This is a genomic window from Flavobacterium chungangense LMG 26729, from assembly GCF_000735715.2.
In the GTDB taxonomy this organism is placed as follows: domain Bacteria; phylum Bacteroidota; class Bacteroidia; order Flavobacteriales; family Flavobacteriaceae; genus Flavobacterium; species Flavobacterium chungangense.
This window is the reverse complement of the sequence record NZ_JASY01000006.1, coordinates 69,807-83,104: the sequence shown is the minus strand read 5'-3', so window position 1 is coordinate 83,104 and position 13,298 is coordinate 69,807. Positions and strand designations below refer to the sequence as shown.

General features: G+C 39.8%; 7 protein-coding genes. All 7 read right to left on the bottom strand.

Annotated features, from left to right (window positions below):
• Nucleotides 1–72 precede the first annotated feature (72 nt).
• The 7 genes from JE46_RS12180 to JE46_RS12150 all read right to left on the bottom strand — a co-directional run bounded on the left by JE46_RS12180 (nucleotide 73) and on the right by JE46_RS12150 (nucleotide 13,286).
• On the bottom strand, nucleotides 73–2,544 hold the full coding sequence (locus tag JE46_RS12180) for a glycoside hydrolase family 95 protein (protein ID WP_031455565.1): 2,472 nt from the start codon (nucleotides 2,542–2,544) through the stop codon (nucleotides 73–75).
• Between the two features lie 251 nt (nucleotides 2,545–2,795).
• Nucleotides 2,796–4,223, bottom strand: coding sequence for an alpha/beta hydrolase (locus tag JE46_RS12175; protein ID WP_031455564.1), 1,428 nt, complete (start codon nucleotides 4,221–4,223; stop codon nucleotides 2,796–2,798).
• Between the two features lie 9 nt (nucleotides 4,224–4,232).
• Entirely contained in the window at nucleotides 4,233–6,986 is a 2,754-nt protein-coding gene (locus JE46_RS12170) for a glycoside hydrolase family 78 protein (protein WP_031455563.1), read from the bottom strand.
• 77 nt (nucleotides 6,987–7,063) lie between these two features.
• Nucleotides 7,064–8,938, bottom strand: a complete 1,875-nt coding sequence (locus tag JE46_RS12165) for a six-hairpin glycosidase (RefSeq protein ID WP_031455562.1) — start codon at nucleotides 8,936–8,938, stop codon at nucleotides 7,064–7,066.
• 87 nt (nucleotides 8,939–9,025) lie between these two features.
• Nucleotides 9,026–9,943: a glycoside hydrolase family 43 protein gene (locus JE46_RS12160; RefSeq protein ID WP_031455561.1), complete on the bottom strand. Its 918-nt coding sequence runs from the start codon at nucleotides 9,941–9,943 to the stop codon at nucleotides 9,026–9,028.
• A 276-nt stretch (nucleotides 9,944–10,219) separates the two neighbouring features.
• Nucleotides 10,220–11,794 carry a glycoside hydrolase family 28 protein gene (locus tag JE46_RS12155; RefSeq protein WP_031455560.1) on the bottom strand — a complete coding sequence of 525 codons (1,575 nt, stop codon included), beginning with the start codon at nucleotides 11,792–11,794 and terminating at the stop codon, nucleotides 10,220–10,222.
• 88 nt (nucleotides 11,795–11,882) lie between these two features.
• Nucleotides 11,883–13,286 (bottom strand): glycoside hydrolase family 140 protein, encoded by a 1,404-nt coding sequence (locus JE46_RS12150; protein WP_031455559.1) that lies wholly within the window; start codon nucleotides 13,284–13,286, stop codon nucleotides 11,883–11,885.
• Nucleotides 13,287–13,298: the final 12 nt, after the last annotated feature.

Below are 13,298 nucleotides of genomic sequence, written 5' to 3'. Positions count from 1 at the left end.
AACAGTGAGTGCTCTACTTGTGTGATTTCTCCTTACGTCGAAATGACAAACAAGACTTATTATAGTCAATAATTAATTCGCAGAAAAACTATAAGTCTGCCCCGCTTTCATTCCCACATCATATTCATTATACTTCGGCAATTGCACTTTAGGCAATTTTGCTTCTTTTGAAATAATCGGTTTCTTCACTTCAACATCATAAAACAATGGATTTGGGTTTTTACCTTTTGCTTTTTTAAGTACAATTCCTTTATCTGCTTTTAAGGTGTTTTCCAATTTCAATCGGCAGTTTCCTCCCATTTTTGAGTACACTTTCAAAGCCGAAACTTTATTGTTTTTCCAGGTCATATCAATTACGAATCCCCCTCGGGTTACCAAGCCTTTGATGCTTCCGTCTTTCCAAACCGTTGGCAAAGCAGGCAATAAATGGATCGCATCTTCCTGACTCTGCATCAGCATTTCGGCGATTCCAGCTGTACATCCAAAGTTACCATCAATCTGAAACGGCTGGTGAGCATCCAACATATTAGGATACGTTCCACCGCCTTTTCTTTGGTCAGCGGTTACCAAATGCAATTGATCCTGGATCAGTTTATAAGCGTGATTCCCATCTAATAATCTGGCCCATAAATTTACTTTCCAGCCCATTGACCAGCCTGTCGATTCGTCTGTTCTGTAAATCAGGGACTGTTTCGCCCCTTCAAACAATTCAGGAGTCTTAATTGGCGAAATCTGATTACTTGGAAACAATCCGTACAAATGCGAAACGTGTCGGTGATTGTCTTTTGGGTTGTCCCAATCATCCTGCCATTCCTGCAACTGATTATGTTTCCCTATTTTCATTGGAGGCATTTTTGCCAAAGCGTCGCTTAATTTTTTCGTATAATTTTCATCCGGAGCCACCAGTTTTGAAGCTTTAATCACATTCGAAAACAAATCAAAAACCAATTGATTGTCCATCGTAGTTCCCGATGCAATAGTCGATTTTCCGGTTCCGCCAGCGTGTGTGTTTTCAGGAGAACTCGAAGGAACCACCACCAAATATCCCGTGTTTGGATCCGTAATCATAAAATCCAAAAAGAAATCCGCTGCTCCTTTGATTACAGGATATATTTCTTTTAAATAATTGATATCTCCTGTGTACAAATAGCGTTCCCACAAATCCTGCGAAACCCAGGCACCGCCAGTCATCCACATTCCTGACGCAGCCGAATCAACCGGAGCGGTTACGCGCCAGATATCAGTATTGTGATGCAAGACCCAGCCGTTAGCGTTGTACATTGTCTTTGCCGTTACTGCTCCCGTTACACTCAATTCTTTTGCCATTTGGATAAAAGGCTCGTGCATTTCAGAAAGATTCGTTACTTCTGCAGGCCAATAATTCATCTCGGCATTGATGTTGGTTGTATATTTACTATCCCAGGGCGGTGTTACCATATCGTTCCAGATTCCTTGTAAATTAGCTGGCTGACCACCCGGCTGTGAACTTGAAAGCAACAAATAACGTCCAAATTGGAAATACAAACTCGCCAATTGCGGGTCGAATTGCGTCTTGAAATCGCGGATTCTTTCGTTCGTCGGTTTTTTAATGGCATCGTTTGAACCTAAATCCAAAGCCACTCTGTTGAAGAATTTTTGGTAATAAGCTATGTGTGCTTTTTTGATAGTTTCAAAATCTTTCGAAATGGCTTTCTCCAAAAACGATTTGCTTTTCACTACTTCATCTTCGGTAATGTCCTGATAATTTTTAAAATTGGTCGCTATCGAAATATAAAGTGTTACCTCATCGGCTTTGTTGATGATTAGGATTCCGTTGCTGGCGGAAACTTCTCCTCCTTTGTTTTTGGCTTCGATTCGTCCCTGAAATTTTACTTTTCCTTTTACATTTTCAAAATTAGTCCCAACTCCCGAAAGTATAATTTGGTTACCTTCTGTCGAAGGAACGGTTTTGTCAATCGGGCTGTTCATAAAAACATTCGCTGTAATCTGTCCCGGCTGACTTGCCGATAATTTTACGACAATAACCTGATCGGAAAATGAAGTCAATATTTCTCTGGTAAATTCTACTCCGTTTACAGTGTATTTTACTTTTGCCGTAGCGTTTTCGATATCCAAGTCACGGTAATAATTGGTGTATTTTTGATGTCCCGGAAACGAAATATAAGCGCTTCCAAAAGTCTGGTACGGCATTCCGTCGTTGGTCTGCGACATAATATCACGGGTTGCCAAATCCTGTGCTTCGTCAAATTTTCCTTCAAAAACAAGCTGTCTTACTTTTGGCAAAGCTTCTATCGATTTAGTGTGCGCGTTGCTGTTTGGCGAACCTGCCCAAATGGTTTCTTCGTTCAATTGTAAACGCTCTACAGCGGGATCTCCAAAAACCATTGCTCCCAAACGTCCATTACCCAAAGGCAAAGCTTCGTTCCAGATGGTGGCCGGTTTGTCGTACCAAAGTTTAAGGTTGGTATTGTTTTGCGCTGTTGTGTTTTGTAAAACAAATAACGAAACTCCTAGAAAAGCAATTATTTTATTTTTAAACTTCATATTTTATACTTTTTGGGCAAATGCCCTAATTATTTTTTAACCACAAATTGCACAAATTATCACAAATTTTTCAAGTTATGATAGTGCGTGAGGGATTACTTCACTTAACTTTTATTTTCATCGGAGTTCAGTGAACTTCGTTTGAAGCTGGCTACCGAAGTAGCGCGGATAGCCCGACCCGATTTGAAAAAGGGGGCGACTGAGCGGTTTCGAGAGTTGCCCCCTTTTTCAAATTGGGTCACGCCCAAATACTATTTCTTCACCTCGTAAATTTTCAGATTTTTTTCTCCGAACATTTCATATAATTTGTCAATATCTTTTAATGCGTTTTTCGGCAGATTTTCGGCTTTGTTGCCAAAAACATATAATTTATCGTAAGGTTCAATCACGCAGGTTGACTCGTCGATTTCGTCTTTTTCATTTTGTACTTTCTTTAAGTCCAGACCTAAATATTTTGCCATAAATGGATACAAAGCCATACGTTTTGAAGTGCCAAAATCGTGGCCTTCGGTTGGAAAATGGGCATTTTCTACCAAATCCTTTTTGCCGTACAATTCATAAGTGCGCTGGATAAACGGAAATTCCAGTTCAGGAACTGCGAGTGTCCAGTCTTTTCCGTCAGAAACGATTAATTGTGGTTTTGGCGCCATCATTGCCGAGATTTCCGCATTGTTTGTTCCGTTTCCGCAAAGGTGAATTCCGCGACCGCTCTCGCACGGACAACCGCCCGAAAAATGCGAAGAAACCATTACTACCGGAGCAGAAACTGTGATTCGATCGTCTAAAGCGGCCAAAAACATCGTGTGTGAACCTCCTCCTGAACCGCCTGTAACGCCAACTCGCGAAACATCGGCATTTTTTATAGTGGCCAGATAATCCAATAAACGAATTCCGCTTAAAACCTGAACGGTTGAGGCAATACTATTTCTGTGGGTTTCTTCAGGAAATTGAAGCAATGATTCACCCCAGGCAAACAAATCGTAACTCACAACAATCGCACCCATTTTGGCCATTATGGCGCAACGGTACTGTTCGTCTTTTCTATATCTTCCGTCGCCAAAATGTCCGTCGGGCGTTAAGATAATCGGTGATTTTTTGTTTAAAGGATACGGTTTGTAAATAGATCCTGTTGTGTAAACGCCCGGCAGAATTTCAAGTGCAATGTTCTCAACACTGTAATCTTTGTAGATTCTTTTTGGGGTCAAAATCGGTTTTGATTTGGGCGTTGGCGGTGCTTTATCCAAACCAAATGACGTAATCATACAAGCTTTTATTTCTTTTTTTCTTTTTTCCCAGTCGGAAACATTGGAATATAAAGTGGTTAAATAATCCAAACGCTCTTTTCCTTTATCGACTGAAACTTTGTGGTTTTCATATTTTCGGATTTGGTATTTTCCGTCTGGCTGTTTGAAATAAGTCAGTTCAAAAGGAACTAAAACATTCGCCAGAGAAACTTCCAGATTGCCTTGTTCAATTCGCCAATCGGCGTAATCGAGTTCTTTTCCTTTTAGTAAACCTCTGTCGTCGATTACGGTGATTTTGAAAATGGTTTCGATATTTTTGATGGTTTCTGAAACCGGTTTTCTGAAATTCGTATCGGATGTGCATTGTGCGTTTGAAGCCGTCAATGTGAACATTGAAACTATAAAAGCAAACAGTATGTTTTTAATTGTAGTCATTTTTAAATATTATATTTTGCATTCAATTGTGTATTTTCCTGAACCTAATCTCAAATTTTTAGTCGTTTTTCCATTCACTTTTATTTCAGAACCTTTCGTCGAAACCGGCAATTTTATTGTCGCTGATGTATTGGAAGGAATTTCGACTTTCAGGATTAATTTTCCATCTTTCTTTTCCCATGCTGAAGCAATTTTCCCATAAATAGATTGGTACGTTGCTTTTACAAAAGTCATATCACCCACAATTTCCGGCTGAATGAAGAAATGTTTGAATCCCGGATTTTTTTCATCAGGCACAATTCCGGCTAAACTTTGATAGAACCATTCTTCGATTTGTCCCATCATAAAGTGATTCCACGAATTTCCTTTACGCGGATCCCATTGTTCGGTCAGCGTCGTCAGGCCAAATTTAATCTGAAAACCATAACCCGGTGCATCGTAATGGTTGTTCATTTTGTACATCAATTCATTTTCGCCGTTTCGTGCCAATGCCTGAAATAAATAACGGTTCCCAACATCGCCTGTCGTTAATCGATCGCCTTTAGCTTTGATATCAGCCAATAAATTCTGCATTACTGCCGATTTATATTCCGGCTCTACGATATCCATAAAAATTGGAACGGCGTTGCTAAACTGACTGCTGGTTCCGTATTGCTTGGTTTCTGAATTAAAAAACTCCTTGTTGAAAGCGTTTTTAATATCCGAAGTCAGCTTTTCATACTTCGCAATGTCTTCTGATTTGTTCAATAATTTCGAGGCTTTTGCAACCAAACTTGCTCCATAAAAATAATGTGAAGTTGCCGAAAGCGCAATCGGGCTGTTTTTGGAATAACCTGCTGCGTGTGTTCCGTAATCGTACCAGTCGCCCAAACCGTGGGAAACGATATGGTTCGTAGCTTTTGTCCCTAAATAATCGACATACTTTTTCATTACCGGATAATATTTCTCGATTAATGAAGCATCGCCATAATATTCATAATACATCCACGGCAGAATTACACCTGTAACTCCCCATTCCGGTGAATCAGTAAAGTCGCCTCCAAAAACTACATATTCGGGAACGATGGTCGGAATTAATCCGTTGTCACGTTGCGAATCTTCAATGTTCTGCATCGTTGCCGGAATAAAACTTTCGAGATTGTAATTGAATAATAATCCCGGTCCGTTTAAGTGAATTTCTTCGAGCCAGCCTAATTTTTCGCGTTGCGGACAATCGGTAAAAACACTTTGGAAATTACTTTTTATAGCGTTGTTAATCAGTAAATGTGTTTTATTGAAAATATCATTTGAAGATTCGAAAGTCCCTGCTTCTCCTGCCGAATTGTAAATGAAATTTGATTTTAAGTCTAACAAAGTCGGAAGATTTTCGTCCTTCATTTTCTTGTAATTGATGTTTTCAATCTGAACGTACTGATAACCGTAAAAACTGAATTTGGGCTGCCATTCTTCAATGCCTTCTCCTTTTAAGGTATAATCGTAATAATACGGTTTTCCGGTTTTTCCCTGACTTACCGTTCCGTCTTCGTTTAGACTCTCGCCTACCCAAATACGAACGGTTTGCCCTTTTTTTCCTTTGACTTTTATGGTTGCAAATCCGGATAGATTTTGCCCCATATTGAAAATGTAAAAGTTAGGTTTCAGTTCTTTTGCTTCTTTTACATCATAACGTTTCTGGACCGTAACTGGTGTTGTTGTCTGCGCTCTCAAAACTCCTTTAGGCGCTTCCTGAACGATTACTTTTTTCCAGGTCGAATCATTAAAATCTTTATTATTCCAGCCCTTTTGTTCCAGATTAGCGTTGTAATCTTCGCCCCCAAAAATACTATTGTAAGTAATCGGACTTTTGCTGTATTTCCAGCTTTCATCCGATTTTATGATGTCTTCTGAACCGTCTTTGTAAATCACTTTCATTTTGAAAAATAAAGTCGGAGGGCCAAAACTTACATAGAATTTCGAATAGCGTTCGGCAAGCGTATTGTACATTCCGTTGCCTAACAAAACACCAATTACGTTTTCTCCGTTTTGAAGTTCTTTTGCAGTCAGTTCGTAGGTATTGAAATTAACGGTTTTATCGTAGTCTGTCCACAATGGTGCGAATTCACTGTTGCCGATTTTCTTTCCGTTAATCGTCAGTTCATAATGTCCTAAACCTGAAATGTAAACTACCGCTTCCTTTATTTCTTTTTTTACCTCGAAAGGTTTACGCAGCATAATACTTCTGCGCGACAATGAATCCGAAGCATTGATCAGAGCGTCTTTTTTCTGTCTGTTAAAAGTTGCTGTGTGATAATTTCTACCTTCCGGCAAATGGCTGTCGGCTTTTGTAATAGCTCCAATCCAGACTGGATTCAAATCTGATGCTAAAGGTGACATTCTAAACGAAGCTGTTTTACTCCAATTGGATGCCTTGCCCTTTTGATTCCACACTTTTACTTTCCAAAAATATTTGGTTTCGCTTTTTAGCGGAGTTCCGCTGTAAGTAATTTGAAGATTTTTCTCTGAATTTACTCTTCCGCTGTTCCAGATATCGCCGTTGTCCATTTTTAGATTTTCTTCCGAAGAGGAAACCAAAATCTGATAACCTATTTGTGAGGCATAAAATTCTTTTGAAACCAACTGCCAGCTTAATCTTGGCTGATTTTGAATTACTGCCAATGGATTTTCGGTCATTTCGCAGGTCAAATGTTCAGCAGAAATTTGTCCATTCGAAATGAACGATATCAGAAGACAAAAGAGGAATACTATTTTTTTGAAATTCTTCATATTTTATTTTTTGCACGCAGATTCAGCAGATTGGGCAGATTTTATTTTTAATCTTTAAATATTTCAATCTTTAAATCTTATAATTTCCTTGTGACCAATGACTTAATATTAAATACCGCTTCCGGAATTAATTTTCCTGTATCCGGTAAATCGGTAAAATCCGGTGTATCGGGTTCTGTGTCAGCATTTGGTGTGTAACGCTGATTGCCGGTGCGAAACATAATACGCGAAATTCCATCAACGGGAGCATAGAATATTTTGTTGGTTTCTTTGCCGTCATTCACTTTTACAGTGTAGGAACGGGAAGTTACATCTAATTTTACGGTAATGGTATATGCTGCACCGGCTTCGTATTTACCAATTCCGCCGTGACGTGCTCCGTGCTTTACTTTTATTTCCCCATCCGAATCGAAAACGATGCGAATCGCAGGCAATCCTTGTTTGTTTTGGAATTCTACTTGTAATAATCCGTGATTATTTTGTTCCGTTTTTACTGTGAATGTCGCTTCCATTTTTTGTGCAAACGGAATCACACGTTCGGCTCTTGAATAGTCAAAAAAGTCCTGATCTCTTAAAGTCAGCCATTTTTTGCCATCTGCTTTCTTTTCGATTTTGGTGGATGCCCACGACAAATCGTAGGTGTTCCATAGTTTTAATTCTTCGCCGTTTGGCAAGTCGTTGAAAACATCGTTGGCGTTTTCTTTTACTTCACTTGTCACGGGAACGGGCACCGAAGCGACCCAAATATCTTCTTTGTTGACGCTGTAACTTACCCATAGTTTCCCGTCGGGCGGAGTTCCGTCTCCTTCGTTTATTCCTCGAACGTATTGGGGACCTGCAGATTTGTAGTTTCCTCCGTAACGCATCGGGCTTACTTCGCCGTGAACTAATAATAAATCTTTGTAATTCAGTCCGTCATCGCTGGTGGATATTGCCAATGGCCAACGGTATTCTGATGGATTATAAACGGTTGCATAACGGTTGTCAGAGGTTTTTTGCCCCCAGATTTTGGCATTACTGTTTACAAATCCCGGCGCTCTTACCGGAATATATTCCCAGGTTTTGCCTTCGTCTTTACTTAAGGAGGTCAAAGCAAATTTCCATAAACCAACTACATTTCCGTTTGGTAAATGGTAATAATTAAAGGCTTTGTATTGTTTTTTAAGCGGAATCAAAGCGTCATCACGATCGGCTTCTTCAACCCATTGCTGCATCAGCAAAGGTTTTGACATCAGCTCATCGCAGGCTTTGATGAATTTTTTGTCTTTGCTTTTAGTGTATAACGGAAAAGTTGTTGGCAAAGGATTTCCGGTTTTATTGTATCGGATAAAATAAATTGGACCATACGTTCCGTCTTTGTAGATTTCTCTAACTACGCGACCGATTCCTTTTCCGTCATTCGGATCGTCCTTTTTGTCCAAAGCGACTCCATAATAACCTAATGCGAGCAGTCGGTTGTCGGATGAAACATAAAAGCCCATTCGCTGGTGCATAATGGCATCGATGTTTTTAGCAACTCCTTCTACTCCTTCTTTTTTAAATCCGTCGGGAACATGATAAATTGGGAAAAGTACGGCTGGTTTTGTCCAGTTTACTCCATCTTTGGAAGTCATCATAAAAGTCTGGCTCGGCGGAATGTGCTCTCCGGATGGATCACTCAAATAATGCAGGTAAAAAGTATTATTCCAATACGCCATCATCGACTGGTGGTTGTACGTCCAGCCAAATCCGTCTGCTTTTTCGGGATGTTCACGGCTGGCACGCATAATTTGTGTTGCGTGAACGCCAACTGCCGGACTCAATTGCCCGTGGTGGTAATCGACATTGGAAAGTGTTTTGCCTGTATATCGAATTGTGTCTTGTTGGGCTTGCACCGAATTGGCTGCGACACAACTTAACAAAATGGTTGTTGCTGCTACGATATTCGTTTTTATGTTTTGAAATGCAATCATTGTTTTCAACGTTTTATCTGCTCAATCTGCCAAATCTGCGTGAAAAAATTTACTCTCGCAGATTTAACAGATTTAGCAGATTATTTTTTATTTTCTTTCTATCAATCCTTTTAAAACCTCTTCAGAGATAGTTGTAATCGTTCCGTGTTTGTGTCCTTCTGGTAATTTTATTTTTGAGGAAACATCTTCGAATTTTACAAAATCGGAAGTGCTTAAGGCTTTGTAATTTTTGGATCCGTAATTGTCATAATACAGCAACCAGTTTTTACCCACTTTTACAACCGTTGGTCCTTCTGATAGATATTCGGTTAAGGGTTTTGATCTTTTTTCGAATGGCCCTAAAGGCGATTTTCCGAAAGCTACTTCTATGTTTCGCATTGGTCTGGTGTTGTCTTTTAGAACCAGAACATAATCCTTTTTGCTTTTTTTGACAATCACACAATCGATGACGCTGAAACCGGGATCATAGTATAATTTGGTATCCGAAAAGGTTTTGAAATCCTTTGTCGTTACGTAATACATACGGTGGTTGTTTTTCTCGTCTTCAACTCCTTTTTCGAATCGGAATGGGATTGTGGATGCCCAGATAACGATGTATTCTTTTTTGACATCATCGTAAAAAATTTCGGGTGCCCACACGTTTACGACTTCGGGTTCGTGTTTCATTACGGGAATGTATTCCTGTTTTGACCAATGAATCAGGTCTTTTGAACTGGCGTATCCGAAACCGTTTCCACCTTTCCAGTCGGTTGTCCAGACCATATGATACGTTCCATCTGCTCCTTTTGTGATGGAGGGATCACGCATTATTTTGCTGGCTCCGATTTCGGGTTTTAGGAAGGATCCTTCCAAACCTTTCCAGTTGTAGCCGTCTTCGCTGTAGGCGAGGTACAAACCTTCGGTAGCGGGTTCCCTGAAAGAGGTGAAAAGGAAAATTTCCTTTTTTTTCTGGGAATAGCTTAGAGCGAAAAGTGAAAGCGTTAGTATGATGAATATTTTTTTCATTGTTATTGGTTTAATCTTTGTCAAAGTTTTGAACTTTGACAAAGATGTTTAAACACGAATCTTTATTATTTTTTCCCTTTTGAATAATTCCAAAAAAGCAAAATCTCTCTCTTTAGCCCCGATTGCAGTGGAAATCCTTTTGTGCCGGTGTTCGGCACAAAAGATTACTTCACTATACTTTTATTTTCATCGGAGTTCAGTGAACTTCGTTTGTAACGGAAAGCGGGACGATGTTTCCTAAAATGCCCAATGTTTCTGCTCCTGAAAATAATTACCTTATTCTGTAATTGCTTTTTTATCCAGGTCTTTTCCTTTTTTCACAATTGTAGTCACATTGTTGAATACATTGTTTTTTAGGAAAATATTTTTGGTGTCTTTTCCGTTCGCTTCGATGAAAATATCGGTAGCGTTGAACGGAAAATTGTTGTTGATCATAATATTCGAGGCGTTGTCGATTTTGATAACCGGAATGCCTTTTATCGGTGTCGATGAACCTACGTTGTCCAGAATCAGGTTTTTGGCATCGCTGATTTTGAAAGAAGAACCGACTGTTGCATTGACTTTTACATCGTGAAATTCTACATCGGTCGCCGTGTTTATGGTGAAACCTTCCTTGCCGTCCATATTGATGTTGGAGAACGTGATGTTTTGGATTGGCATTTCAACAATTCCGCGAACGAATCCGGCTTTGTTGACGTTTCCGCCCGTAACGTTGCTGATGTGGATGTTTCTGAAAATTGGCGTGCGCTCTGTAACGGGCTCTACGGGATTGTCTTTGTCGTAGAAAAGATCCAAAATAATGGCTTCTTCCTTGATGTTTTTCATCACGATATTGTCCACGCGAATATCTTCTACCACTCCTCCACGACCACGAGCGGATTTGATACGGATTCCGCGATCGGTTCCGTCGAAAACGCAGTTGGATATGGTGATTTTTTTGATTCCGCCTGACATTTCACTTCCGATAACGACACCTCCGTGACCGCTTAACATGGTACAGTTGGTGATGGTTACATTTTCGGTTGCTTTTCCGTATTTACGACCGTCTGCATCGCGACCCGATTTGATGGTGATACAGTCGTCGCCCACGCTGATGTGGCAGTTTGAAATGTGTACGTTGGTGCAGGACGAAGGGTTGATTCCGTCTGTGTTTGGGGAATGCGGATTGTTAATTGTGATTCCGGTTACGGTTACGTTGTCGCAAAATTCAGGATTTATCGTCCAGAAAGGGGAATTTTTGAAGGTTACGCCTTCGATTAAAATATTCTTGCAATTGTAGGCCTGGAAAAAAGAAGGACGGAAAAAGTGTTTGTCAATCGTTCTTTTGTAATATGGTTCGTAAACGATTCCTTTGTTTTGCTCGGTCCACATTTTTTGGTATTTGGTTTCGGGAATTGGACCTTTGGCGGTTTCGATTCGGTAAACTTCATTCCACCACGCTTTTCCTTGTCCGTCGATTACGCCTCTACCTTTGATGGTGATGTTTTCGACGTCTTTGGCATAAAATAATGGGGAGAATGACTGCATCACGATGCCTTCGTAACGCATTTCTACATACGGCAGATAGTCATCGAAGTTCTCTGAAAATTTTAAAAGGGCTCCGGAATCCAAATGGATGGTGATGTTGCTTTTTAGTTTTAAAGCGCCAGTCAGGTATTCTCCGGCTGGGAAAAATATGGTTCCGCCTCCGTTTTTAGATGCTTTTTCTATGGCGCCTTGAATAGCTTCGGTACATTTTATTCCTTTGTTGTTTCCGCCTTCGTTTAGGATGTTTAACCAGCCGTCATTTGCGAAAGCGGTGTTTAATCCAGTTATGAAGAAGAGTATGATTATGAAGTTTTTGATTTTCATGGTATTGTTATTTTGTTCTCGCAGATTTAGCAGATTGTGCGGGATTTTTTTATCTGCTTGATCTGCTAAATCTGCGAGAGCTATTTTTTTATTTTTTTGATGTTAAAATTAAAACCCAGTCGTTTCCGTCTTCTTTTTTGCCGGAAGGCTGGAATTCTTTTTTCCCTTTGTTATCAAAAATTCCAATCTGTGTTTTTTCTCCGTTTTTTGGATTGTACCAGGTTGCGGTTACTTTGTCTCCTGAAATTTTGCCCATATTCACTGTAATTTTTCTTCCTGTATACGTATAAATCAAAGCATAATCGTTTCCTCTTGTCGCCACCTGATAATCGTATTTTTGACCTTGATTAGCCACTAATGACTGATCCGGAACTCTTTCTAAATACGGAAATTCCAACATCAGATTTTTAATGTGTACCATTTGTCCGGCTCCTGGTGCATTGATAGCGTCATTCCATAATTCTTTGTTTCCGTAGGCTGGATTGTCGCCTTTTCTGAACATTTGCATTACGGCATTATGCCCGTAGGTGTAGCCTGCTCCGCCTGCAAAAACCGACCAATATCCGTAACGACGTACATCACTGGCGGTCCATTTTGGTTGTAAGGTATCGTGTAATCCGTGTGGAATTCCCTCGTATGATGGTTCTCCATCTAAGGTTGGTTTGGTTGGTTTTAAATCCCAGTCTCTTTGAACGAATTTGTAATTGTCTTCTTTGAATGGTTTCACCGAATCCTGATCGTATCTTCTGTGTCCTGATTGGAACATATTGAAATCCAGCCAGCTTGCATTATGAAAATTCTCTGAAGAATCGGTTCTTCCGAAAGGGTGAAAAGTCACTAACTGATCCGGATTATTGATTTTTAAAGTACTTCCTAGTGCGTTCCAGATGTCCTGAAATTTATCTCCGTAGGTATCGCCACCGTTCAGCCAGATTATATTGGTTCTTTTTTTATATCGATCGGCTAAAAATTTTGCATATTTTTCAACATCAGCTTTCGTTACTTTACTTTTAGCACTACTGATATTAGTTCCCCAAACCGGCACCATCGCAAGGTAGATTCCGTTTTTCTGGGCTACATCCAAAGTATAATCTATATGGTCCCAGTAATCGTATTCGGGAGCATCCTTTGGATCGTTCCCAGGTGACGTAATTTGCTGGGACAAATTATCATTCATTAAGGCCTGATCGCCATACGCATTTACAGCATTCACATTATGTAAAACCATAACCTGAACGACGTTGAATCCTTTTGCTTTTCGATCCTGAAGATATTTTTCCACACCTGCTCTGTCCAGTTTTCCAAATGTCAGCCAGCCTGTATCGCCTAACCAAAAGAAAGGTTTTCCGTCTTCAGTTACAAAATAATGTTTGTTTTCGGAAACTTTAAGTTTTGGTAATGCTTTTGATTTTGCAGATTGCGAAAATCCGCTTTGTGCTGTCAACATAAAGCTTATACAAAGGGCGTATAGGTATTTATTTTTCAGGTTCATTTTATTTTATTT

Bases quoted from the DNA above. Each gene is read 5' to 3' on its own strand.
- JE46_RS12180 (WP_031455565.1), bottom strand. From the start codon at position 2,544: ATGAAGTTTAAAAATAAAATAATTGCTTTTCTAGGAGTTTCGTTATTT.
- JE46_RS12175 (WP_031455564.1), bottom strand. From the start codon at position 4,223: ATGACTACAATTAAAAACATACTGTTTGCTTTTATAGTTTCAATGTTC.
- JE46_RS12170 (WP_031455563.1), bottom strand. From the start codon at position 6,986: ATGAAGAATTTCAAAAAAATAGTATTCCTCTTTTGTCTTCTGATATCG.
- JE46_RS12165 (WP_031455562.1), bottom strand. From the start codon at position 8,938: ATGATTGCATTTCAAAACATAAAAACGAATATCGTAGCAGCAACAACC.
- JE46_RS12160 (WP_031455561.1), bottom strand. From the start codon at position 9,943: ATGAAAAAAATATTCATCATACTAACGCTTTCACTTTTCGCTCTAAGC.
- JE46_RS12155 (WP_031455560.1), bottom strand. From the start codon at position 11,794: ATGAAAATCAAAAACTTCATAATCATACTCTTCTTCATAACTGGATTA.
- JE46_RS12150 (WP_031455559.1), bottom strand. From the start codon at position 13,286: ATGAACCTGAAAAATAAATACCTATACGCCCTTTGTATAAGCTTTATG.